Here is a 22930-nt window from a genome sequence, read left to right on the forward strand (position 1 = left end):
GCGGGCGAACGGGCGAACGCTTAACGATTGTGTTGGTCTTCGCCGCCACGCGCTTAAGGTCCGACGAGCTTCTTGATCGCGCTTTTGAGCGAGCGATCCGATGAATCGTAATCCTCCCAGGCGGTCATCTTTTTGAGCAGCGAAGGGACGGTGTGTAGAGTGAAGCGTTTGGGATCGAGCCCTTTCTTCACCTGGCTCCAGTTAAGAGGCATCGACACGGTTGCGTTCGGCCGGGCGCGCGGCGAAAGCGGCGCAACGGCGGTCGCCATGCGATCATTGCGAAGGTAGTCGAGAAAAATCCGGCCAGTCCGGAGCTTTTTCGTCATCTTGATCAGATAATCGTTCGGGCTGTCCGCGGCCATTTGCTGACACACGGCCCCCGAGAATGATTTTGCATCGGACCAGCTTGTGGTGTCGCCGCGTGTCGTCTTGAGGGGCGTGACGACGTGAAGTCCCTTGCCGCCGGTCGTTTTGCAGAAGGCGATAAGACCGAGCGCCTCGAGCCTCTCGCGAAGCTCGTTTGCCGCCCGCACGACGCGATCGAATTCGACGTCCGGCGCGGGATCGAGGTCGAAGACGAGGCGCCCCGCGATATTGGGATCGAACTCCGCGCAGTTCCACGGATGAAACTCGAGCGAACCGATTTGCCCAAGCGCAACTAATGCTTCGACCGAGTTCGCCTCGATATAGGGCTCGCGGTCTCCGGAAACGCGAACGACGTCGATTTCGGACGACATGCCCTTCATCGCATGGCGCTGGAAAAACATTTCGCCGCCGATGCCGTCAGGCGCGCGAATGACCGAGCACGGCCGGCCTGTAACATGCTTGAGCATCCAGTCGCCGACGGTTTCGAGATAATGCGCAAGATCGATCTTCGTGATGGCCGCGCCTTCCCCGGCCGGCCAGAGCACTTTCTCGGGATGCGAAATCGTGATGCCCAACACCGCGTTCTGTGATCCGTTCGTCGATGCAGACGCCGATCTGGCAGCTTTCGGCGCTTTGCGCACAAGCGTTCGCTTGAGTGGTTTCACCGATGCCGGAGCAGGGTCGGGGTCGCCCGCGTCGTCGTCCAAATTGTCGGAATTCCAAACGGCGTTGGGCTTTGCAGCGGTCCGCCGCCGCGTGATGAAGGGCTCCGGTCCTTTGCCCTGTCCGGCCGCGATCTGTGCCATCGTGCGGTTCGAAGCGACCGAGCGATCCTTCGAAAGGATTGCGTCATCGTCGCCAGGATGGGCGCCTTCGTCGCGATGCTTGATGAGAAGCCAATTGGTGCGTTTCCCGCCCGTCCGGTCGGTCTTCATCCTGACGAGAACCCAGCTGCCTTTAAGCTTGTCGCCGGCGAGGATGAACTTCAGCTCGCCCTTACGGAGCTGCTCCTCCGGACTCTCATCGCCAATCGGCTGCCAGAATCCGCGGTCCCACAGCATCACCGTTCCGCCGCCGTACTGACCTTTGGGAATGGTCCCTTCGAAATCGCCGTAGTCGAGCGGATGGTCCTCGACTTCGACGGCAAGACGTTTGTCCTTGGGATCGATCGACGGGCCCTTTGTCACCGCCCACGATTTGAATACGCCGTCGAGTTCGAGACGAAAATCGTAATGAAGCCGCGTCGCATCGTGTTTCTGGATCACGAAACGCAAATATTTCGCCGGCCTGACATTGGCAGCGCCGCTCGGCTCGGCTGTCTTGGTGAAATCACGCTTGGCGCGATACTCGGAAAGCTTCTTCTGTGCCATTCGTTTGCATCCGCCCGGTGGTGCCGCACATTCTCGAGATCGCAAGTCAAAGCAAAGCCGCCGGAAGCGCGGAGCTCCCCAGCGGCCCTGGCACCCGAGTTAAAGGCGCCTGACGCACGCTGGTGCATGCGTCTCTATTGAAAACGGTTGTTGAAATCCTTTTGTTCCTCCGCGTCGCCCGGTCATGCCCACACCGTCATGTCGACGCCAAGCAACCGGCATTTCAAATGATCGCGTCCAATCTCGTCGTTATGGATCGAGGCCAATACCTGCTTGGCGAGCCAATCCCGGCACTCGGACCCGCGGGGGCCACTGCGAACCCTGTTCGGGAGCGAGGTCCATATCTCGTTCAACACACGTTCGGCCCGCGCGAGGTCTTCAGGCTCAAAAACATTGTGAGCAACATGCATGGAAACGTTCCTGTTCAGAAAAAATCAGTGTGCGCCAGTTCAGCCCTCTTGGAAATCCCTCACCGGCGATGACTGTGCCTCTCACTCCGAACGAACCGCATATATAATAAACACTTAGTTGGCAGAATGAGTAGGTAGCGCCGGTGCCGCCTAACGTTATTGGGAGCAGTATATTCCAGTGCCCTCCGATTGCGCGCATATTGCGATGGACGCCCTTCTCATCCGGGGTCTCACGCTCCATTTTCGATGTGCTAAGGTCGGGCATCAGAAAACCAACCATTAGCTCTATCTGGAACTGCAACATTTACCCCCCGTTATTGCCGTGGATGTCGTGATGGCGTCCGCTTGAGAGACCTAGGAGCGTCGAAATGAAAATGAAAATCGTTACGGCGCTGGGAGCAATCCTGCTCCTGGCGTTCGGAACAGCTGTCGCCGAGGCGAGAAATGGCGGTGGCTGGGGCGGAGGAGGCGGCGGCGGCCCGCATTTTGGCGGCGGTGGAGGAGGGGGGCCCCATTTTGGTGGCGGTGGCGGACGCTTCAACGGCGGCCGGAATTTTTCCGGACGCTCGTTTCGTTCAGGCCCGAATTTCGGTGGCGGGAATTTTCGTGGCTATGGACCGCGCGGTCCGCGCATTGGCATTAATCGCGGTTTCCGGAATTACTCTGGGAATTACGGATATGGCCGTGGCAGACACCATCACCGTCGCGGAGGCTTCGTCGTAGGCTATCCCTATTACGACTACGGCTACTACGACGACGGTTATTACGGCTACGATTGCGGTTGGCTTTACCAGAGGGCGATCGAAACCGGCAGCCCCTATTGGTGGAGACGGTATCAGGCGTGCGTTTACTGATTTCTGAAATTGGATTCAGCGAAGGCTCAGCGACTGATCACTGAGCCTTCGCCACTTTCAATTATCGTCACGGGCTGGAAGTACCCGTTCCCGGCGGGGAGGTCGGAACCCGAGCGTCCGAGTCGGAACCTGCCGCTGGATCGTTGGGCGTATTGGTCGAAGGACCGGGCTGAACATTTTCGTTCGTGGTCGGATCTGCTGGAATGCCTGCTGGGCTCGATACGCCGGCATCACCCGTGCTGGCGCCCTCATTGGCCGGGGCGGGAGTTACGGTTTGTGCCTTCGTGCCAGGGGTAAGCGGCTGGCCGCCGTTATCATAGGTCGATTGAGCCATGGCTCCCACAGAACCGGCGGCGAGCAGCCCCAGCGTTACGACTGCACCTTTGAGAACCTTCATCCAAATCTCCTTTTCGTGTGGACATATCCCATCCGAAACGGCCTTTCGCAGCCGTTGGTTCCGTGCGCAGACTAGGTGCGCCGTTGGGTCTGGCTAGGAAAGCGTCCTATGACCGCGAAGGGGTTTGGATTAGTTTGTCCACGAAGGGATGGGTATCGCCGAGTGAAGCTTGCTATGCGTTCGTCCGGATGACGCGCGAGAAAATCTCTCGATGCAACAGGGCTTCCTGCTGAGCTTTGAAAACGAAATTTCGTGCATACCGCCGCAGATGAGCCGGCTCTAACGATACGCTGCCGGTCCACTCGCGAAGCGCAGGCTCGTAGTTGCGATAGGCCGACGCGCCTGATGCTGCGATCGCCTTCAACAACAGGATCGATGCGGAGCACGTCGGCTGCGGATGCGCGTCCGACCCGCGGGCATACTCCAACATTCGAGATCCGGCTCGATATTGCCAGTCATTGAAATCAGGAAGTCGAGATTTAATGGAACGAACTTGGCGGTGGCAGAATTGCTCGATCAAAGGCATGGCTTCAAAGTAGTCCCCAAAGAAATTGAGCATCCCCGCCCGTTGGCTAACGGCAATTAGCCTGATTGGTTCCAGTTAAGATTACATTTGATCGCTTTGTAGATTGTGCGATCATTCGAACGAAAGTCTCGCTTCGCAATGTGTCGTCAAATGGGCGCTACAATTGAAGTGAGACGGTTCTTCGCACATCAAGCGTCACGCGCCATAATGCGTCACGCAACGGTCCCGTGGCTCAATGGATAGAGCGTCGGAATTCGACTCCGAAGGTTGCAGGTTCGAGCCCTGCCGGGATCGCCAAAAACTTCGTGCGCAATGTGGAACCCAACGCTGCGGTCGCGAGATTTCATTCGATGCGACACCAACATTTAACCACGGACTGCATTTGCAAAACTAGCTCTAGCGATGAGTCGAGACTGCATTAGGTTGCGTCCCAACGCGGTCTTGGAAAAGATAGTAGAGTGAAGTCTCGATGACCCTGTCGCTCCGCCTCGCCCGTCGCCCCGTACACCTCGTGACAGTCATGGCGTTGAGCCTTGTGGGCACTGCGCTTCTGCCCTCTCTCATTCGTGCGCAGAACATGCCTCCTGAAACGTCGAGCGAGCCACCAAGTGAGACGCAAAGCGAAACGCCGCGCGTTCAGCCCACCGAAGCGCCTGCGGCGCTGCCCACAGTGCTGCCCCCGACGTTGGCAGGCACTCCCGCTGCAATATGCGCTAAGCTCTCGGACAAAACGGCAGCACCATTCGAAGCGCAAGATCGCGCAGCTGTCGCAGCATTCTATCAGGCGCGCGAGTGCCGCCCGCTCTGGGTGGATGAACAGGGGCCCACGCGCGCCGCCACGCGCGTGATGGCTGAGCTGGCTCATGCTGAGGACTGGGGACTGAAGGCGTCCGACTTCGAACCCAAGGCCGTTAAGCAGCCGATGCCATCGGGCAGCTGGACTCCCGATGAAACGGCGGCCGCCGAGTTCGACATCAGCGCCGCTGTCTTGCGCTATGCACACCAGGCCGAAGGCGGTCGCATTCCCGAACCCGACAAGCAGTTATCGGGCTTCTTGGATCGAACGCCCATCATCACTGACGCCGCGACAGTGCTGACGCGCGTGGCGAGCGCGCCGAACCCTGACGAGACGCTCCGCGCGTTTCAGCCTTCGCAGGATCAGTTCTTAAAGCTGAAGGCGCTTCTCGCGCGCATGAGAGGCGGCGCGGCCGCGAACGAAAAGCGATTTGATATCGCGCGGCGAGGCGCGACCCTTCTCGACGGCGTGCGCGATCCCGATGTCGCGACTCTGAAGCAAAGGTTCGGAATTGTTTCTGCGCCGGGGGCCGAACAGCTTTTCGACGACGCGCTTGCTGCCGCGGTCAAAAGTTTTCAGGCATCAAAGTCGCTCCGAGCCGACGGAATTGTCGGCCCGTCCACACGCGCCAAACTTTCCGGCGAAGACCTCGCATCCTCTCCCGAAAAGATCACAGCCGTCATCGCCAACATGGAGGAGTGGCGTTGGATGCCGCGTTCCCTCGGCGACAACCACGTCTTGGTCAACATTCCATCGTTTTCAATCACGCTGACGGAAAACAATAAGCCCGTCTTCAACGAACGCGTCGTCGTCGGCGCAGCAACCACGCAAACGCCAATATTTTCGAAGGATATGACGAAGATCGTTCTACGCCCGAGATGGAACCTGCCGAATTCCATCAAGGCGACCGCACTGCGCACAGGGCGCTCCATCGAGCGCCAGGGCTATATCGTCATGCGCAATGGCCGCGTCATCGATAGCAGCCGGGTGAACTGGGGCAGGGCGAAGCTCAGCGAGTATACGATCTATCAGCCGGCTGGCGACGACAACGCGCTCGGCCTCGTCAAACTGCTTTTTCCGAACAAACACTCCGTCTACCTCCACGACACGCCGTCGCGATCTCTATTCAACGAACCTGTTCGCCTTTTCAGTCACGGCTGCATGCGTGTGCGAAATCCGCAGCAACTCGCGCAACTGGTCTTCGACATCGACCGGGGACCCCAGCCGCCGAACGTCGGGCATCTCGTCAACAAAGGGCCGATGGATAATCAGTTCGATCTGAATAGGCCGATTCCCGTCCACGTCGGATATTTTACTGTCTGGGTCGCAGACGATGGCACGCCTCAGTTCTTTGACGACTACTACGGTCATCAGAAGCGCATCACGCTGGCGCTCGCCGGGAAGTGGAAAGACATCGACGTCACCCAGGAGCACGTGACGCCCGAGGCGCTCGATACGTCCTCGGCGAAGAAATATCGCGTCGGCAGCAGCCGGAGAGATGAGGACGGTCGCGGATACGGATCGAGGCGCGCGGAGGAAAGCCGGTCTCGCGAAGAAATGGGTCTGACCCGATCGAGTCGCGGTTACTCGTACGGCAATACCGTCGGCGATATCGTCCGCCGCGCGCTGGGCTTTTGATTCTGTGCCGTCGCCGCCCTGGAGGTCAGCGCGCGGCTTCGATGCGCGCGAAGCCTTCGGCGAGATCGTTGATCAGATCCTCGACAGCCTCGAGGCCGACGTGGAACCTGAGCGCCGGTCCGGGTCCGCGCCAGCGTGTCGCCGTCCGGTATGACGTCGGATCGAACGGGATGACGAGGCTTTCGTAGCCACCCCACGAATACCCCATGCCGAAAAGCTTCAGTCCGTCGAGAAACGCCGCCAACGCTTTTTCCGGGATAGGTTTCAGGACGACGCCGAAGAGCCCACTCGCGCCGCTGAAATCGCGTTTCCAAAGTGCGTGGCCAGGATCACTCGGAAGGGCGGGATGCAGAACGCGGTCGACCTCGGGGCGCCCTGCGAGCCACTCCGCAATCGCGATGCCGGACCGCTGATGCCGTTCGAGACGAACAGCAAGCGTTCTGAGACCACGGAGCGCGAGATACGTCTCTTCCGAGCCCGGGCACGTGCCGAGTGTCTCCTTCGCGTTGTCGAGAAACTTCGCGGCCCGCGCGTTGCCGGTCACGGTACCCATCATGGCGTCCGCGTGTCCGACGATGTATTTCGTCGCGGCCTCGATCGAGACGTCGGCTCCGAGTGACAGCGGCTTGCAGAAGAACGGCGTCGCCCAGGTGTTGTCCGCCAGAACCCAGATGTTTTTGGCGCGAGCGGCGCCGGCGATCGCTGGAATGTCCGGCATCTCGAACGTCTGCGAGCCCGGCGCTTCGACGAGCACGAGTTTCGTATTGGTCCGGAAGAGATTGGCGATGTCGCCGCCGATGAGCGGATCGTAATACGTCGTTTCGACGCCGAGTTTTTTCAGCATCTTATCCGCAAACGCCCGGCCCGGTTGGTAGACGTTGTCGGGAATGAGGATGTGATCGCCGCTCTCGGCGAACGCCAGGATCGCGGTCGAGATCGCGGCCAGGCCCGACGACGTCAGTACGGTCTCCGCGCCGCCTTCCAGATGCGTGATCGCTTCTTCGAGAGCCTTCGTCGTGGGTGTCGCGCGGCGTCCGTAGGTGAAGGACTGTGTCCGCTTCTTAATCGCGTCGAGTGTCGGATAAAGAACCGTCGAACCGCGATAGACCGGCGTGTTGACAAAGCCGTGCTGCTCGAACGGCTTCCGCCCAAGATGCACAACCTCGGTTTCCGGCAGCTCGCCGCGCTCGGAAGTTTCGTCTTTTTTGGCCATTTTCAACATCTCCGAGGGCGGGTCGAGTCCTGGTGGCGCAAGTTTCGTTCACGGTCAAGGGCTTGACCATTCGTTGCTGGCGCGGGATGTCTGGCGGCGGGCGCGAGTTCGAGGCGGCCGCGCCGGAGGCCGTTGCTTTCGTTTGCCCGAGGGAAATGAAGAGACTTCATTGAAGCATTGGCCGGAAAAGCGCAGATGAGAAGTGTGTCGAGGTTCTGGGCGGCAGCGTTTTTGCTTCTCGTCGCGGGCGTCGGAATGTCCTCCGAGGCATCGAGCGCGCCATCCAATACTCTCGATGCTGTTCGCGCGAGGGGCAAGGTTATTTGCGGCGTCGCCGACCATGAGCCGGGCTTCAGCGAAGTTAACACGCGCGGGACCTGGAGCGGGCTGGACGTCGAGTTCTGTTCCGCATTGGCGGCAGCTGTCCTCGGAAATCGGGACGCGGTCAAATATCTGAGCCTCAACCCCGGCGATCGCTTCAAAGCCCTCCAGGACAATGAGATCGACGTCTTGCTCGGCGCGACGACGTGGACGCTCACCCGCGATACGGAACTGGGCGCGCGCTTCACCGGCGTCCTTTATTATGACGGCCAAGGCTTCATCATCCCGCGCAACCATTCGATCGCAAGCGTCCTCGAGCTTTCGGGCGCCTCGATCTGCGTCCTGCCGGGTTCGAGCGATGAATCCGCCATCTCGGATTTCTTTGGCTCGCGGAAGATGCGCTATCAACTCATCAGGTCCGACCGTTGGGATGACTTGGTCAAGACCTATTCGAATGGCGGCTGCACGGTTCTGACGGGCGAAATATCCCTGCTCGCCTACGAAAAAAGCCGCCTGGCAAACGGGTCGGACCAGATGATCCTGCCCGAAATGATCACCAAGGAGCCTTACGGCCCTGCGGTACGCATCGGCGATGATGGTTGGTTTGCCGTTGTCCGCTGGACGCAGATGGCGATCGTTGCCGCGGAAGAATTGAATATATCGAGTTCCAACGTCGAGGCGGCGAAATCCTTACCCTCCCACGAGGTGCGCCGCTTTCTGGGACTTGACGCAGACCTCGGCGCGCCACTCGGCCTGTCGCGCGATTGGGCCTATCAGGTTGTCAAGCAGGTCGGAAATTATGGCGAGATCTTCGAGCGCACGCTTGGCCAGGATTCTGTTTTGAAGCTCGATCGCGGCCCGAACAATGTATGGAGCAAAGGCGGCCTGATGTACGCAGCGCCATTCCGCTGATACAAATCGCGACGATAAAGAGTGCGGTGCGGCTCGTAAGCGATAGGGTCAGTCATGGCCGACAAGGCAACGCTTGAAACACTCCTGAACGCTGCTGTCGTCGCGATCCCGTTCACGCTCCTTCTCACGCTCATTGCTCTGTTTCTCGCCCGGCGATCGAAGCGTCCGAACGAAAGATCAAGCCGACTCTCGCCGTCGCCTTTGCCGGTTGCCGCACCGATTACGCCGTCCAGTCCAAACGAAGCGACGGCCGAACCGCCGCCTCGGATCGAGGACATCGAAACACTCCATAGCAAGATCGAACTGGCTCTCGCGCGCGGCGACAAGACAGCGCTCTCCGGCCTCTATTACGATCTGGCCCTGGGGTACGAACATCTTGGTAATGCCGACGCGCGCATGTCGGCACTCCGGTCGGCAGCGGGATATGGATCGCTCCACGGACCCGACGCAGCGCACGCCGCAGCGCGCCTTGCGCTGGGTGAAGCCGCGCAACGCGCAGGCGATCTGACGTCTGCTTGCGAGCAGTGGCAAATGGCGAGGACCGCATTTCTCCAAGCGGGCGAGACCGATCAACACGAACGCGTCGAAAAGCGGATGCGCGAAAACGGCTGCCCGACCGATTGGGTTCTGACGGATTTCTGAAAATTACGCGATCAGTTCGCGCCGCGCTCGGTCGGCATGATCGTCGTCGCACCGCTGGACGGTCGCTCGCCCCGGTCGTCGCGTGCCGTCGCCATCATCACCTCGACGCTCACGTGATCGCCGTCCTTGATCTGAAAAGCCTTCTGGAAAATATGCCCGCCGGACGAGGCCGTTACTTCATATTTGCCGGGAGCCAGCACGTGAGTCGGAAGCGCGCCGACGCTTTCCTTGATCGTCTCGCCGTCGTCCGTTTGGATCGTCCACCGCGTATCGGGCATCGCTTCGCCGCCCGAACGGGTGACGAGTTTGAACGTCGCCATGCCGCCCGAATGCGTGACGGTCGTCTCGGTCAGCTTCCCGGCTTCGACGGTAACATCCGTTTCGATTTTGGCGTTTGCGTCGCCGTATTGGGAGACGACGCGGTAGATGCCGGAATTGAGCCGAATGATCAGGTTCGGCTTCGCCGCCGTGATTACGGCAGACCGGCTTTCTGACTGATCGCGGTCGTCGGCGAATATCGAATATGTCACCGAGCCCGGCGGCGCGGGCTTGCCGTCGATGAGCGCCGAAAGCCGAAGTCCTCCAGCGTTCAAAACAAACGCTTCGAACGGCGGGCCATCGGCAGCCTTGACGGTGATCTTGCGCGTCAGATTAGCCCGGCCGAATGCGGCATTGACCGTGTATTCGCCGGGCTGGAGTTTGACGAACGGGCTCGCCTCATGTGACTCCATGAGAAGCTTTGATTTTCCAGCTTGTCCTGCCGTTTGGAAAACCCGCCAGACCAGTCCTTGATCGATCTGCTGCCCGTCGCCCGTCAGCAGAGCCACAAGCCTAACGCCCGGCCCCTTGGTCTTGCCGCGTTCGACGACGGTGGTGTTCTTGCGTTTCTCGATCGAAGGTCCCCACGGACCGGTCGGCGGACCGTCCGGGATCGGCTCTTCCGCAAACGAAACCGTTGCAGTGAAGATCGATAGCAAAACGAATACGAGTACAGCGGCCTGCGCGCCGATTGATGCGCGTGAGGGCCGCGCGATCCGCGCTCGCCAAGTTTTTAGTGCCGCTTCGATCATCCTGGTCCGATCTCGATCTTCTGGCTTTCACCGGCGCGAACTTCGAACGACGCTTGCCCATGCTTGCCGCGAGCCTCGCATCTCACCGTGTAACGGCCCGGCGCCAAAAGCGCGGTCGCCTGCGTCCCCGTCGCACGCCATGTCGGCATGCCGCTCTCGTCCGAGACTTCCCAAAAAACATCGCCGATGATCGCGGACTCGTCCGATGGCGGTGCGAACTTCACCTCGCCTGCCGCGATATCGATGACGGCGTTCGCCGGTTTTCCGGCAACGACGTCGAACTCTTTTGTTGCCGAGATATGAGAGACGGCAAGCGACGCGGTGACCCGGTAACGTCCGGGCGAAAGGTCGAGTGCGAGATCGGGCCCCATCGCTCGCGCCACGCCGGTGCGGTTGCCGTCGATGCGGTCGACGCGATAAAAAATATTCTGATCGGCCTTGGCAGGTGCGCCAGCGACGAGCGCCGAAACTTTGAACGGAACGAGGACGATAGCCAGCGTCTCCGTCACCGTCTGTCCCGCGCCGACCGCGATGCGTTTTCGAACATCGCCGCTGCGCGATCGCGCGCTGACATAGTAGGTGCCTTCCGGAAGAGTGAAGCTCGCGTTCGGACTGCGCGACCTCGCCACTTCGCGACGCCCGTCCGGACTTTCGGGATCATCGGCGGAAACCGCGAAAAGAACGTCTTTGATGCTGGTGCCGTCCGCCGCCGCGGCAGAAAGATCGACCTGACCTGTGCCAAGTGAAATATCGAGCGGCTTGTCATCTCCGGCGGCGAGCTGCAGCGTTTGTGACGAGCGCGCTGCGCCATCGGCGGCCGTCAATATGTAGGTCTCTGGCGGCAGGTAAAGATCGACCGCGCCGTTGCTCGCGATCGTCACGGGCTTCTCGCCGAGTGAGACGGTCAGAACAGCGGTTTGAGACGCGTTGGCGCCCTTGCTGGCGCTGACGCGTGCGCGAAGATGCGCGGCATTGAAAGGAACGATGATGCTCTGCTTGTCGCCATCGGCGATCGTGATGTCCTGGCGCGCCGTGAGCGATCCGAGTTCAGCCATGATCTCATAGCTGCCGGCGGGAAGCTTGGCGGTGATATCGTGCCCCTCGGCTTCGGTCAGCGGAGTCTTATCGCCCGTTTTAAAAATGCGCCACTTGAGCGGGATTGTGAGAAGTGGACCGGTGTCGACAAGTGCAGCCGATGCTCTGAGCGACGCGCCTGCAGGCGGCGGTGGCGCGGTCGGCTTGCCGTCAGCCGGATTGGCGCCGCCCGCAACCGTCGCGCCGGGCGACAAAATCGCAAGCTCCGTTGCTTCGTTGATCGCGGCCGTGAGCCCGTTTGAATCTGTGATGTCGTAGAAATGGCCACCGGTCGCGTCGGCGATGCACGCCATGCGCGGCCGTTCATTGGCAGGAATGCCGATGCCGATGACTTGCACGGCAACGCCTGGAAACGTCTTCGCGAGATTGCTTGCGACAGCGCAGGTATCCTGCTGGCAATTATCGGCGCCATCGCCGATGAACAGAATTTGCGCCGGACGCGATTGTCCGATCGCGCCCATCGCGACCTTGAGCGCGGCGGTGAGGGGGCCGGGCCCGCGCGGATTGAGCTTGGCAATCGGATCGAGAACCGCTTGCCGCGGACTTTCGGGACCAGCGATCAATTCCACATCGTTGCAGTCGCCGCGGCGGCGGTGGCCAAACGATACGAGCCCGAGCCGCGTCGAATTCGGCTGAGCCAGGAGACCGCCGAGTTTCTCGCGCACGATATCGATCTTGGCCCGATTATCGGGCGGAAGACGCGCCCACATCGAACCCGAGCCATCGAGCACGACCATGGCCGTCGGAGCATCGTCGCTTAAGGCGGATTCGGCGCCTGCGGCCAGAGAAACCGCTGCAATGACAGCCGCGACAAATTTCAAAAAATGCCGGCGCATCTTATCTCCACGCCCGTTTTCCGCGCGTTGTTCCGATTCTGAACTTAACGGCCCGCTTGTAACAGGCCGGGCCCTCGTATAGCGAGACGGACACGAATAGTACGGAACATGACATGAATACCGCGATTTTTGAATTTCTTGCGGCAAGACGTTCGGTGAAACCGGACCGGCTCGCCGAACCCGGACCGAACCCGGAAGAACTGCACAGCATCCTGACGACGGGTGCGCGCGTTCCAGACCACAAGAAACTCTCGCCCTGGCGCTTCATCGTGTTCGAGGGTGACGCCCGTAAGGCGGCGGGAGAGATCTTCGTCGAGGCCTGCAAAAAAGAAGATCGGCAGGAGCCCTCGCCGATACGGCTGGAAACCGAGCGCAGCCGTTTCCTGCGCTCACCGGTCGTCGTTGCCGTCGTCTCCTCCGTGAAGGCGCGTCCCGGCGCACCCGAATGGGAGCAGGTGCTATCGGTCGGCGCGCTCTGCTTCAACATGTGCCTCACCGCCAACGCCCTCGGCTTCGGCACGTCGTGGCTCAGCGAGTGGATCGCCTATAGCCCGACGGTCCGCGCGGCGCTTGGCCTTGCCGAACACGAAAAGATCGCGGGCTTCATCTACATCGGCACGCCGATGGAAAAACCCGAAGAACGCGAACGCCCGAATATCGACGCGCTGGTCAGCCGCTGGCCGGCCTGATCCGCCCAACGCTCAATTCGGGCGCCCAGGTCGTTAACACTTAGTTAACCATGACCTGTCAGTGTTTGGGAATGCGTGTTTGCGAACCGGATTCGTGGCCGCGGTATCAGCACCGCCAGGCCCGAGCCGGAATGCAGCACAGGACCAAATCATGGCCCTCCGCGCGTGCTCCAGGGCACCCGTAGGAGGGCCAGTCGGTTTCTGAAGCCGCGCTTGGCGGCCGGCTCGCGGAACGCGAGTCGCCAAGCGCCAACCAAAGAATTCTGCGCCCGGCGGCCGGCTCGCGGAACGCGAGTCGACGGGCGCCAAGAAAAAAGCCAAGCGCCAACCAAAACTAATACCTGAACTGCTCGGCCAGAACCCGCTCTTCCAGCCCATGTTCGCGATCGAACATCATGAAGAGCTCGATGGCGCGCGCCTGCTCGATATCGACCTTCACGACGTGGCGAGTCTCGAAATGGTCGGCAACGGCGCTTACCGGCCGCTTCGCATCTTCCAGAACGGTGATCGTGATATGGACCTTGTTGGGAACGAGGGCGCCGCGCCAGCGCCTCGGCCGAAAAGGGCTGATGGGCGTCACGGCGAGCAGCTGTGACTTGATCGGCAGAATGGGGCCGTGCGCCGATAGATTATAAGCGGTCGATCCGGCAGGGGTGGAAACCAGCACCCCGTCGCAAATCAACTCTTCAAGGCGCACTTTGCCGTCTATGGCGATCTGCAACTTGGCGGCCTGATAGCGCTGGCGAAAGAGCGAGATCTCGTTGATCGCCAAGCTCTTGTGGGCCTTGCCCGACGCGTCCGTCGCGATCATCGAAAGCGGATGAATGCGGCTGATCTCGGCGGCAGCTAACCGCTCCAACAGGTTGTCTTCGTTATAATCGTTCATCAGAAAGCCGACAGAACCCCGGTTCATGCCGTAGATCGGGATCTTGTCGTTGATGAAGCGGTGTAGCGTCTGCAACATGAAGCCGTCGCCGCCGAGCGCGACAATGGCGTCGGCTTCATTGGGTGCGGTTTCCCCGTAGCGCTTGATCAAGGCCGCTTGGGCTTCCATCGCTTCGGGAACCTCGCTCGCGACGAAAGCGATGCGTTCGAATTTGTGCTTTTCTTTAGGCATCTAGGCCCTTCGATTCCTGAGGGGTCGCGCAGCAAGGCAGGGAAGCTCGCCCAAGTGTCGACAAACGACAAGCCCCCCACGCGGGATACCGGAGAGCCGACCGCTCCGCCAGCCGTCGATGTGGTGATGATTTACGCCACCTTCCCCGATAGGCAGGCGGCGCTGGCGCTGGGCCGGGAGATGGTCGAGCAAGGCTTGGCCGGGTGCATCAACGTGCTGCCGTCGATGACGTCGGTCTATGTTTGGAAAGGCGAGACGGAAACCGCCGAAGAAGCCGTGCTGATCGCCAAGCTGGCGCGTGAGGGAGCCGATCGCGCCGTCGCGCACATCATCGCCAATCATCCCTACGAGACGCCAGCGGTACTGGTGATTCCGGTGATGGGAGGAAGTTCCGATTATCTGACCTGGATCATGAACGGCACGCAGCGGGTATGACGCGATCAATAGATGCCGCCGAGCGATAGCATCAGATTGTACCGCGCGGTTCCAGGTCGTGGAGCGCCGCGCCGGCTGCGACCGGAGGCATATTTCCGCCTCGGCCTGTCGTCGTAATAATAGGAATCGGAGTGCCGAGACTTCCGCTTCACCACATGCGTTTTTGCATCGGCGTCTACAGGAAGCAGGGGAGCTGCATTGGCATCGGTTGAGGCATCGGCTGAGAGATCGTCGGAATCGCCGGTCTGACCGAGAGCCGCAACAGTCGAGGAATCGTTGGACCCCCTCGCATCTCGCTGCTCAGGCACAATCGCAATCGGTTTCCACCGAGACGAGTCGTCCGCGGGCGGCGGAGATGCGGTCTCCGCGATCGGAGCGCCAACCGACATGCGGCCGGGCAGAGGCTCGGGAGGAGGGGCCACAGGAGCCTCGGCGACCTTCTCGTTCTGAAGCCACGGAAGCTTCTCAGGCTCCGCCGTCACCGCGGGCGAAACATTGCCGGCCAGACGCGCAGCTGCCAATCGGCGCTCCTCGAGCCGCTTCGATCTTTTCGTCGCCTGAGCGACGACGGCGCGCGGCACGCAGCGGCCTCCATCGGAGATCTGGCCGGATGGACATTCGGCCGAGCAGGCGATGTCCTGATGGCTCTGCAGGAGAGCGAGCAACACGTAATCGGGATTATCGAAGGGCAGTGTGGCGTTGGCGCGATCCATGAACGCCGCCATCGCGCGCCGGGTCGCCGCGTTCCATGTGCCGGTTATTTCGCCCTCGTAACAGCCAACGCGTCTGAGTTCCCGCTGCAGATCGCTTGCGAGTTCGGCCCGCGTTTCGGGATCGCCCGGGCTCGCCGACTTGAGCGGCGACGAGACGGCCTGTTCCGACGACACGACAGTCGTCCACGTTCCAGGCTTTTGCGATGTGAGAGCAGCAGATCCGGCAGCTTCCTCGGGGATCACCTCGCGGAAGACCGGGGATGCAGATGAGAATACGCGCGCTCCGGTCTCGCTTCGATGAGCGCGATCGGGTGCAGCCGAGATGCGGACGACTTCATTGAGGTCTGCGGTGTGGTCGGATGCCGGGAATAAATAGCTATAGGCGGCGACCATCACCGTCGCCGTCAGCAACAGCACTCCACCGAGACGCGGCATGGTGCAAACTCCAACAAACTCACACGCGCGTCGCGAACGCTGGCGCGTGCACTCCGGACTGTAGCATCCGGCGCGACTTGGTAAACGGCAAATGCGCGCTATCGCTGACGGCGCATGCCGGTCGCGCGAAGGTCTCGTGGCAAAAGTCTCGTGGATCGAGTGCGATGGATGGCCGCTCGCTATGCTCATCTTGCCACAATTGCGCCGTGCATAAGTCTTGAGCGACCGGTGCAAAACCTCTTGATAACTGGGGTTTTTCAACCGCCGTCGGGTGCGAACCAGGGGGGTGCCGGGTGGCCGCGTCGCGCCGAACACGCGATACTAGAATTCTGATTCTCCTACGAATTCGGATTCACATACGCGGACGACTCAGTTACGGCTGAGGGCGAGGGGAGTTTAATTCGCGTAGTTTTCCACCCTCGCACGTGCCTTGAGGGAAAAAGTTTTCCACCTCTGATTTCTTGCGGCGAAATCGTGGCGATACTTTGAGGCGGTGTTGAGTGTGGTTGCTCTCGGCTTGCTTGGTTGCGCGGTATCCGCGTCGCTCGTCTGCCGATGTCATGGGGATGACATCGGAGCTCACAGTCGAACGAAACGGACATCATGGCAGCCACGCCCGTTGTGCGTTCCGGAGCCTGGTCGGCGTTCCCCCCTCGGGCGCAAAGACCACAACGAAATGGCCGGTGTTGTACTCGCGTAACGGAACCGGCCCTCACAGGAGAGGGCACACGATGAGACACGTTTTAGGCGTGTTGGGGGTTCTAGCAGCAGGCGTATTGCTCGCCGTATCGGCTGCTATGAACTGGCGTTTTGGCTTCAGTCTCGGACGAACCGAGCTTGATGGTCAAATCTACGGCGCAGCATCTGCTGCCGCTGACTGCATGAAAGCACTGGTACCGTTTTTCTTCTTTGCCGCAGTTCGAAATAGAATCTGGTCGCAGGCTGCTGCGTCAGCGCTCGTCTGGGTGGTCGTGACGGCCTACTCAATGACGTCCGCGCTTGGCCACGCAGCGCTGAACCGGTTCGATTCGACCGGGCAGCGTGCGCAAGAGGCTCAATCCTATCAGGATCTCAGAGGCGAGCTGAAGCGAGCGGAAGAGCAGGCCGGGTGGATCCCTCAGCATCGTCCCTATGACGCGGTGCAGAGCCAGATCGACGGCATGAAAATGCAGAAGGCCTGGCAGTGGTCGAACGGCTGTAAGGACGTCAATTCGAAAACCGAACGGACGTTCTGCCAACAGCTGACGGCTCTCGACTCCGAACTCGCGTCTGCAAGCTCTGCCAAAGTGGCCGAAGCGCGCATCGCTGAGCTAAGAGCGAAGATCGATGCGACCGCAGGTTCACCTGCTCTCTCCGAGGCTGATCCGCAAGCGAAGGTTCTGACCGAGCTTACGAACGCGTTCTTCCCGAACGTCAAAATCGAAAACATTCAGATGGCGTTGACGTTGTTCGTCGCGCTGCTGCTCGAAATCGGTTCTGGGTTCGGCATGTACGTCGCATTCAGTCAGTGGCGGCTTTATGATCGCCAGCCGATGCCTGTCACGCCGAGAATGGCGCTGACGGAGGAAAGCACCGCTGCGGCAGCGGTGGCGGTTCCGGTGCTCACACCGGTTATCGTTGAGACTGAAAAGCCGCGTTCAGGCGCCAATGACAACCGGTCGATCGAGATCCCTCTCGAAGCACCCATTGTCCAGGCGCAAGCAATCGAAGCTCAGCCCGCAGAAGTGCATCAGGTTGAGACGAAAGTTGCTGAAACTCGCAGCATGATGCCGGTTCGGCGTCTTGCTCCCGAAACCAACACGGAACGTTTCTACAAGGAGAACATCGAGGTCCGCGACGGATCGAGCGTTACGGCTACTGAACTCTACGAGGATTATTGTTCATGGTGTGAATCTAAGAACAAGGAACCCGCAGCACTTCCGAGCTTTGCACGTGAATTCGCCGAGCTTGGCGTGAAGAAGGAAAAGGTAGCCGGCCGAGTGCGCTACATCGGTATCGCACTCAAGTCCGACACGGTTCTCGAGGAGGCTACGAAATCGCCTCTCTTCGGCACGGTCGCAGCTTAGCGCTGCATCCGAAGGTTAGGCCCGCTGCGGCGGGCCTTTTTTCTTGCAAGTTTCTAACTCCGACGGCCCGCCCTGTGCGGGCCTTTTTTTTGCCCAAAGCGCTGCCGATCACTTTTTTGAGTTTTGCAGCATTCTGATGATCGGCCCGCTCGTTCCCTTCTGGCGCTACCGTGGACAGTGTGAAACAGTGGCCATACACGCCGCAGGATTGTTGCGACGCGCCCTCTAACACCTAAGGGGTCTGCCATGGCCAAAGGCCAACAGCGTTCGAACAAGGAAATCCGCAAGCCGAAGAAGAGCGCGGCTGCCAAAGCGCAGCCCGCCGTGAGCTCGGTCACCGCAACGTTTGCGAAGCCGCAGAAAGCGAGCGGCAAACGCTGACCGCCCGTTGCGTCATATGAAAAAAGGGCTCGCGCGAAGCGGGCCCTTTTTGTTTGAGGTCTCTCTCGTTTTTGTTTGAGGTCTCTCTCGTTTTCGCTAAGCGCCGCCCGCCACCTTGACCGCAAACGCGTAGTTGAATGCCGTATCCTTCAGGCCGTCGAAGCGGCCAGAGGCGCCACCGTGGCCCGCGCCCATGTTTGTCTTGAGCAACACGAGATTGTCGCTGGTATTCAATTTGCGCAGCTTGGCGATCCACTTCGCAGGCTCCCAATAGGTCACGCGCGGGTCGGTAAGGCCGGCGAGCGCCAGGATGTGCGGATATTTCTTCGCCTCGACGTTATCGTAAGGCGAATAGCTGCGGATGTAGTCGAAGTCCTCTTTGCTCGCGAGAGGGTTCCCCCACTCGGGCCACTCGGGCGGCGTCAACGGAAGATCCTTGTCGAGCATCGTGTTCAACACATCGACGAACGGAACGTCGGCGATGATCGCGAGGAAAAGATCGGGTGCCATGTTGGCGATTGCGCCCATCAGCATCCCGCCCGCAGACCCGCCGTTGGCGACAATCCGGCCGCGCTGCGTGAAGCCTTCCGCAATCAGATGTTCGCCCGCCGCAATGAAATCTGTGAAGGTGTTTTTCTTCTTCTTCATCCGGCCGTCGGTGTACCAGCGATAGCCCTTGTCCTTGCCGCCGCGAATGTGGGCAATCGCAAAGATGAAGCCTCGGTCGACGAGCGACAGCCGCCCAGTCGAAAACGACGCCGGCATGGCAATGCCGTACGCGCCGTATCCGTAGAGAAAGAGCGGCGCCGAGCCATCGAGCGGGGTCGTCTTCTTGTAGAGCAGCGTGACCGGAACGAGTTCGCCGTCGGCTGCGGGCGCGAGGAGCCGGCGCGTCACGTAATCAGCCGGATTGTGCCCGCTCGGAATTTCCTGGCGCTTGCGCAACGTCCTCTCGCGCGTCGCCATGTCGTAATCGTAGGTCTCCGCCGGCGTCGTCATCGACGAATAGGTGAAGCGGATCCGCGTCGTGTCGAACTCGTAGCCTGAGCTGAGGCCAAGCGCATAGGCCTCCTCGTCGAAAGCGATCGTGTGCTCTTCGGCGAGATCGAGGAATTCATCCGTCTCGGGCTTCAGCGGCGTGACGACAATGCGCGGCAAGCTCTCTTCGCGCTCGAGCCGCGTCATGTAGTTTTGAAACACGCTGACGTCGATGATCAGACGCCCCGGCTTGTGCGTGACGATTTCCCGCCAATTTTCTTCGCCGGGATTTTCGACGGGCGCCGTCACGATCCGGAAATCTTCCGCCGCGTCCGAGTTCGTCGCGATGACGAGGTGCGAGCCGTGGTGTTCGACGCTATACTGATGCCCGACACGGCGCGCCGCGACGAGGCGCGGGCCCGCTTCGGTATTCTCGGCATCGATGAGACGGACTTCGCTCGTCTCGTGGTCGTGAATGTCGATGATGATAAACTTCCGCGACTGTGTCGAGGACAAACCGACGAAAAAGCCGGAATCGGGTTCGGCGTAGACGAGCTTGTCTTCCGAGGCTGGCGTCCCGAGTACGTGGCTGTAGACGAACAGCGGCCGCTGGTGCTCATCGACCTTGATGTAGAACAGCGTCTTCCCGTCGCTCGACCACTCGAGCCCGCCATGGGTGTCCGGAATTTCGTCGGCGAGGTTCTTGCCCGTCGTGAGATCGCGGACGCGGGCCGTATAAAGCTCCGAACCCTTGTCGTCCGTCGCATAGGCGAGCAGCTTGTGGTCGCCGGAGTGGGCCGTCGCGCCGAGGTCCCAATAGCTTTTGCCTTCGGCTTCCGCGTTGCCGTCGAGAAGGACTTGTGGCTCGTCGACCGAGCCGCCCGACGGAATACGGCAGAGCTGAGCATACTGGCCGCCTTTGACGAAGCGCGGGAAGTATTCGTAGGGCCCATGAGGTTGAGGAACTTGCCGGTCGTCTTCCTTGAGACGTGCCTTCATCTCGGCGAAGAGCGTTGCCTGTAGGTCTTCCGTGTCCGCGAGCATCCCTTTCGTGTAGGCGTTTTCGGCTTCGAGGTGGCTTCGGATATTCGGCGCGAGTTCGCCGGGCTTGCGCATCACCTCCTGCCAGTTCTGCGCTCGAAGCCACGCGTAATCATCGCTGATCGAAACGCCGTGGTGGGTGGCGACGGTCGGCACCCGCTCCGCCAGCGGCGGGGACGGCAGTTCCGCAGCCTCTTTTGCGATCGCAGACGGTTTCGTTTGGCCGGTCATGGGGATGCGGACCTTTTCATGAATGGAGGAAGAATTTGCGCCTGTTCTCGGCCGACCGCGCCCGCGCGTCAACGCGCCAACATGACGGAGTAAAGACCAGTTGAAGAAGAGAGACCGCCAAGAATTAGTGATGCCGTAATCTAAACAGCCGCCGAGATTGACAAGGAAGTCGCCATGTAGTCAAAGCTTTCGCAAGTGAAGTCGAGTTGATCTCCCTATCTACTTCGTGATTTTGGGATCCGCGACGGGCTTTGTCGGCGACGACTACGCGATTGCGGGATGTGGATATGGAAGAGCTATCGGCGGCGGGGTTTCGCTCGCCAGAGGATGTGGAAGACAGGCGGATGGAAACTACAGCTTCTCCCGAGCTCGTGACGATCACTGCCACGATCGTCGCGGCCTACGTTAGCAACAACTCGATCTCGTCGACCGAACTGCCGGGATTGATTGCTGAAACCCACGCCGCGCTGAGCCGCGCCGCAGGTCGAATCGTGCCGCAGGAGCGGGAAGAGGCGAAGCCGAAAGTCGCGGTGAAGAAGTCCGTCATGCCGGATTTCATCATCTGCCTCGAAGACGGCAAGAAGTTCAAATCGCTGAAGCGCCATTTGCGGACGCACTACAACTTGTCTCCGGAAGAGTATCGGGAGAAGTGGGGCCTGCCGCCGGACTACCCGATGGTCGCACCAAACTACGCCAACGCGCGGTCGCAGCTCGCCAAGAAGATGGGACTAGGCACCCGCCGCGAAAAATAGCTTTCGCAATCGAAGCGTTCGCGCCCGAACCTCGAATATTAACGCGGCATCTCTTGGCCGCGGTCTGAACTTTCTGCGCCGCCGCGACGACGCTTTCCGAACTGAGAAAGCTCGATCGCTATAAGCGACTGGCGCTCGTCCTTGAGCAAACGAACGAGCTTTGCGTGTCGGGCGACATCGTACGCTGCATTGCCCGCGATCCCGCGCTGCCGCTCTTTTCGAAGCTCCCGCTCGATGACGGCGACGAGCTTCTTTCTGCCCTCGAGCGTTCGGTTGCCAAGATCTCTCGGCCAGAGCGGCAAAAGGCGCAGAGCGTCGCGTGCGCAACTGGACTCTGAATTGCGAGCGTTTACGCGCCGCGCATTCCCGGGCGCTCTGATGTCTCGTATCGAAACGCGATTTTGCATGCCGTCGAATGTGCGGCAGGCGCGAGATGCGGGGATATCTTTTTGCGATCCCGATCCCGTTAGGGTGAATGACGGAGCCAACAAAAAACTTATCCCCGCGCTTGGGCACCACCGTATTCTTCATCGTCATGTCACAGACCCTGAAGTCAGTTTTGACCGAGGATACGGCCGGCGAAGTCGGCATTGACCGCACGCGGTTCAAGCCAGGCCTCCGGCTGGTGTTGCGAGCCGCGTCCGCGCCGTTGGAAATGCGCCGCCACGTTGCTCCTCGTTCCGGCAGGCGGGAAGTTTTCCGCCACTGCCGCGCACGCCTCGCAATAGACATCGCGATATCGAACGTCTTCGGCATTGAGTCCGAAGGCCTTTGGCACGGCAAACGCGGCGTCAGGGACGTCGCCGAGGCGCGGCAGGTGGCAATGTATCTCGCACACGTCTGTTGCCGCATGACGCTGACGGAAGTCGGATTGATGTTCGGCCGCGATCGGACCACGGTTGCGCACGCATGTCTGAAAGTCGAATACCGCCGCGACGACCCATCATTCGATCGCGCGCTCGACGTCCTGAGCTGGGCCCTTCCGACGCTGGTGATGCGCGAAGTCGCCTCAGACGCATCGCAATCGTCAGACGCCATCGACAATCAGCACACCGGGGATCAGCAATGACAGTAAGATCGTCTCGCGCTGCGAGCCTTTCCGCGAACGAGGAACGCCAACCCCCTGAACGCAATCTCGCTGAAAGTCCGCTCGCCTGGCTGGCGCGGCGGAAGGACAAGGACGGACGGCCGATGCTGACCGATGCCGAGTTCGATGCCGGCGAAAAGCTTCGCGCCGATTTCTGGTTTGCTCGAATGACGCCGCGCGTCACAGCCAACTGGTCGAACTTGCTGAGCGGGGGAGGCGGCTCCAGAGGGGCGCCCGATATTGGTCCCGATATTCGCGATTCCGTTATAGCGGCGCACGAACGCGTGAAGCGGGCGCTTGCAGCCGTCGGTCCCGACCTCGCAGGCGTCTTGATCGACGTCTGCTGTCATTTGAAGGGACTGGAAGCGAGCGAGAAGGCGAGTGGTTGGCCGCAGCGCTCCGGCAAGATCATCCTGCAAATCGCGTTGCGCCAGCTCGCCCGGCATTACGGGATGCTCCCGCAGCCAGCGCAAGCCAACGATCAAAAGCCCGTGCGGGTCAGGCACTGGGGCGCGAGCGACTACCGTCCCCAGATCGACGCAGGTCAGGTTTGAAGCGG

At 60.5% G+C, this 22930-nt stretch carries 22 protein-coding genes and 1 tRNA gene; 12 read left to right on the top strand and 11 right to left on the bottom strand.

All coding sequences use genetic code 11. The annotated features are described in order from the left end of the window. Positions 1-53: 53 nt before the first annotated feature. Both ligD and G359_RS10025 read right to left on the bottom strand, forming a co-directional pair. Complete coding sequence (ligD, locus tag G359_RS10020; RefSeq protein WP_045836015.1) at positions 54-1736, bottom strand: non-homologous end-joining DNA ligase; 1683 nt, start codon at positions 1734-1736, stop codon at positions 54-56. A 182-nt stretch (positions 1737-1918) separates the two neighbouring features. Further along, positions 1919-2146, bottom strand: coding sequence for a hypothetical protein (locus G359_RS10025; protein WP_045836016.1), 228 nt, complete (start codon positions 2144-2146; stop codon positions 1919-1921). Positions 2147-2514: 368 nt separating this feature from the next. Between G359_RS10025 and G359_RS20745 the strand changes: the two genes are divergently transcribed. Beyond that, positions 2515-3000: a hypothetical protein gene (locus G359_RS20745; protein WP_197077560.1), complete on the top strand. Its 486-nt coding sequence runs from the start codon at positions 2515-2517 to the stop codon at positions 2998-3000. A 67-nt stretch (positions 3001-3067) separates the two neighbouring features. Here G359_RS20745 and G359_RS10035 read toward each other — a convergent pair whose 3' ends face one another. Both G359_RS10035 and G359_RS10040 read right to left on the bottom strand, forming a co-directional pair. Continuing rightward, a complete protein-coding gene (locus G359_RS10035; RefSeq protein ID WP_045836018.1) occupies positions 3068-3397 on the bottom strand; it encodes a hypothetical protein in 330 nt (109 codons plus the stop codon). A gap of 172 nt (positions 3398-3569) precedes the next feature. Then, entirely contained in the window at positions 3570-3827 is a 258-nt protein-coding gene (locus G359_RS10040; protein WP_045836019.1) for a hypothetical protein, read from the bottom strand. 317 nt (positions 3828-4144) lie between these two features. Here G359_RS10040 and G359_RS10045 point away from each other — a divergent pair. Together G359_RS10045 and G359_RS10050 are read left to right on the top strand one after the other, a co-directional pair. Then, positions 4145-4220, top strand: a tRNA-Arg gene (locus G359_RS10045). A 172-nt stretch (positions 4221-4392) separates the two neighbouring features. Beyond that, positions 4393-6357 carry a L,D-transpeptidase family protein gene (locus G359_RS10050; RefSeq protein WP_052699290.1) on the top strand — a complete coding sequence of 655 codons (1965 nt, stop codon included), beginning with the start codon at positions 4393-4395 and terminating at the stop codon, positions 6355-6357. Positions 6358-6382: 25 nt separating this feature from the next. On the opposite strand, the gene metC is transcribed toward G359_RS10050, so the two are convergent. Further along, entirely contained in the window at positions 6383-7570 is a 1188-nt protein-coding gene (metC, locus tag G359_RS10055; RefSeq protein WP_045837865.1) for a cystathionine beta-lyase, read from the bottom strand. A 195-nt stretch (positions 7571-7765) separates the two neighbouring features. Here metC and G359_RS10060 point away from each other — a divergent pair, with 195 nt between their 5' ends. Further along, on the top strand, positions 7766-8803 hold the full coding sequence (locus G359_RS10060) for an amino acid ABC transporter substrate-binding protein (RefSeq protein WP_045837866.1): 1038 nt from the start codon (positions 7766-7768) through the stop codon (positions 8801-8803). Between the two features lie 54 nt (positions 8804-8857). Further along, positions 8858-9445, top strand: coding sequence for a hypothetical protein (locus G359_RS10065; protein ID WP_045836020.1), 588 nt, complete (start codon positions 8858-8860; stop codon positions 9443-9445). Positions 9446-9456: 11 nt separating this feature from the next. Here the strand turns inward: G359_RS10065 and G359_RS10070 are convergent, their stop codons facing one another. Together G359_RS10070 and G359_RS10075 are read right to left on the bottom strand one after the other, a co-directional pair. Beyond that, entirely contained in the window at positions 9457-10515 is a 1059-nt protein-coding gene (locus tag G359_RS10070; RefSeq protein WP_082072889.1) for a hypothetical protein, read from the bottom strand. After that, entirely contained in the window at positions 10512-12446 is a 1935-nt protein-coding gene (locus G359_RS10075) for a vWA domain-containing protein (RefSeq protein WP_045836021.1), read from the bottom strand. The genes G359_RS10070 and G359_RS10075 overlap by 4 nt, the downstream gene beginning before the upstream one ends. Positions 12447-12601: 155 nt before the next feature. Between G359_RS10075 and G359_RS10080 the strand changes: the two genes are divergently transcribed. After that, entirely contained in the window at positions 12602-13135 is a 534-nt protein-coding gene (locus tag G359_RS10080) for a nitroreductase family protein (protein ID WP_371199048.1), read from the top strand. Positions 13136-13469: 334 nt separating this feature from the next. Here G359_RS10080 and G359_RS10085 read toward each other — a convergent pair whose 3' ends face one another. Then, positions 13470-14252, bottom strand: a complete 783-nt coding sequence (locus G359_RS10085) for an NAD kinase (protein WP_045836023.1) — start codon at positions 14250-14252, stop codon at positions 13470-13472. A gap of 54 nt (positions 14253-14306) precedes the next feature. Between G359_RS10085 and cutA the strand changes: the two genes are divergently transcribed. Next, complete coding sequence (gene cutA / locus G359_RS10090; protein ID WP_245279978.1) at positions 14307-14687, top strand: divalent-cation tolerance protein CutA; 381 nt, start codon at positions 14307-14309, stop codon at positions 14685-14687. 5 nt (positions 14688-14692) lie between these two features. Here the strand turns inward: cutA and G359_RS10095 are convergent, their stop codons facing one another. Continuing rightward, on the bottom strand, positions 14693-15835 hold the full coding sequence (locus G359_RS10095) for a putative peptidoglycan binding domain-containing protein (RefSeq protein WP_045836024.1): 1143 nt from the start codon (positions 15833-15835) through the stop codon (positions 14693-14695). 731 nt (positions 15836-16566) lie between these two features. Between G359_RS10095 and G359_RS10100 the strand changes: the two genes are divergently transcribed. Together G359_RS10100 and G359_RS21020 are read left to right on the top strand one after the other, a co-directional pair. After that, complete coding sequence (locus G359_RS10100) at positions 16567-17901, top strand: hypothetical protein (RefSeq protein WP_045836025.1); 1335 nt, start codon at positions 16567-16569, stop codon at positions 17899-17901. Positions 17902-18147: 246 nt separating this feature from the next. Continuing rightward, positions 18148-18282, top strand: coding sequence for a hypothetical protein (locus G359_RS21020; protein WP_256363858.1), 135 nt, complete (start codon positions 18148-18150; stop codon positions 18280-18282). 96 nt (positions 18283-18378) lie between these two features. On the opposite strand, the gene G359_RS10105 is transcribed toward G359_RS21020, so the two are convergent. After that, complete coding sequence (locus G359_RS10105; RefSeq protein ID WP_052699291.1) at positions 18379-20532, bottom strand: S9 family peptidase; 2154 nt, start codon at positions 20530-20532, stop codon at positions 18379-18381. Positions 20533-20876: 344 nt separating this feature from the next. On the opposite strand from G359_RS10105, the gene G359_RS10110 reads away from it, so the two are divergent. Beyond that, the gene (locus tag G359_RS10110; RefSeq protein WP_045837870.1) at positions 20877-21284 is read left to right on the top strand and encodes a Ros/MucR family transcriptional regulator; all 408 of its coding nucleotides are present in this window, start codon (positions 20877-20879) and stop codon (positions 21282-21284) included. 38 nt (positions 21285-21322) lie between these two features. On the opposite strand, the gene G359_RS10115 is transcribed toward G359_RS10110, so the two are convergent. Next, positions 21323-21772: a hypothetical protein gene (locus tag G359_RS10115; protein ID WP_156150731.1), complete on the bottom strand. Its 450-nt coding sequence runs from the start codon at positions 21770-21772 to the stop codon at positions 21323-21325. Between the two features lie 71 nt (positions 21773-21843). Here G359_RS10115 and G359_RS10120 point away from each other — a divergent pair, with 71 nt between their 5' ends. Next, the gene (locus G359_RS10120) at positions 21844-22353 is read left to right on the top strand and encodes a helix-turn-helix domain-containing protein (RefSeq protein ID WP_245279979.1); all 510 of its coding nucleotides are present in this window, start codon (positions 21844-21846) and stop codon (positions 22351-22353) included. Continuing rightward, entirely contained in the window at positions 22350-22925 is a 576-nt protein-coding gene (locus tag G359_RS10125; protein ID WP_045836027.1) for a DUF6456 domain-containing protein, read from the top strand. Before G359_RS10120 ends, G359_RS10125 begins: the two co-directional genes overlap by 4 nt. Positions 22926-22930: the final 5 nt, after the last annotated feature.

Origin of the sequence: Hyphomicrobium sp. 99 (assembly GCF_000384335.2) — a bacterium.
Classification (GTDB): Bacteria; Pseudomonadota; Alphaproteobacteria; order Rhizobiales; family Hyphomicrobiaceae; genus Hyphomicrobium_B.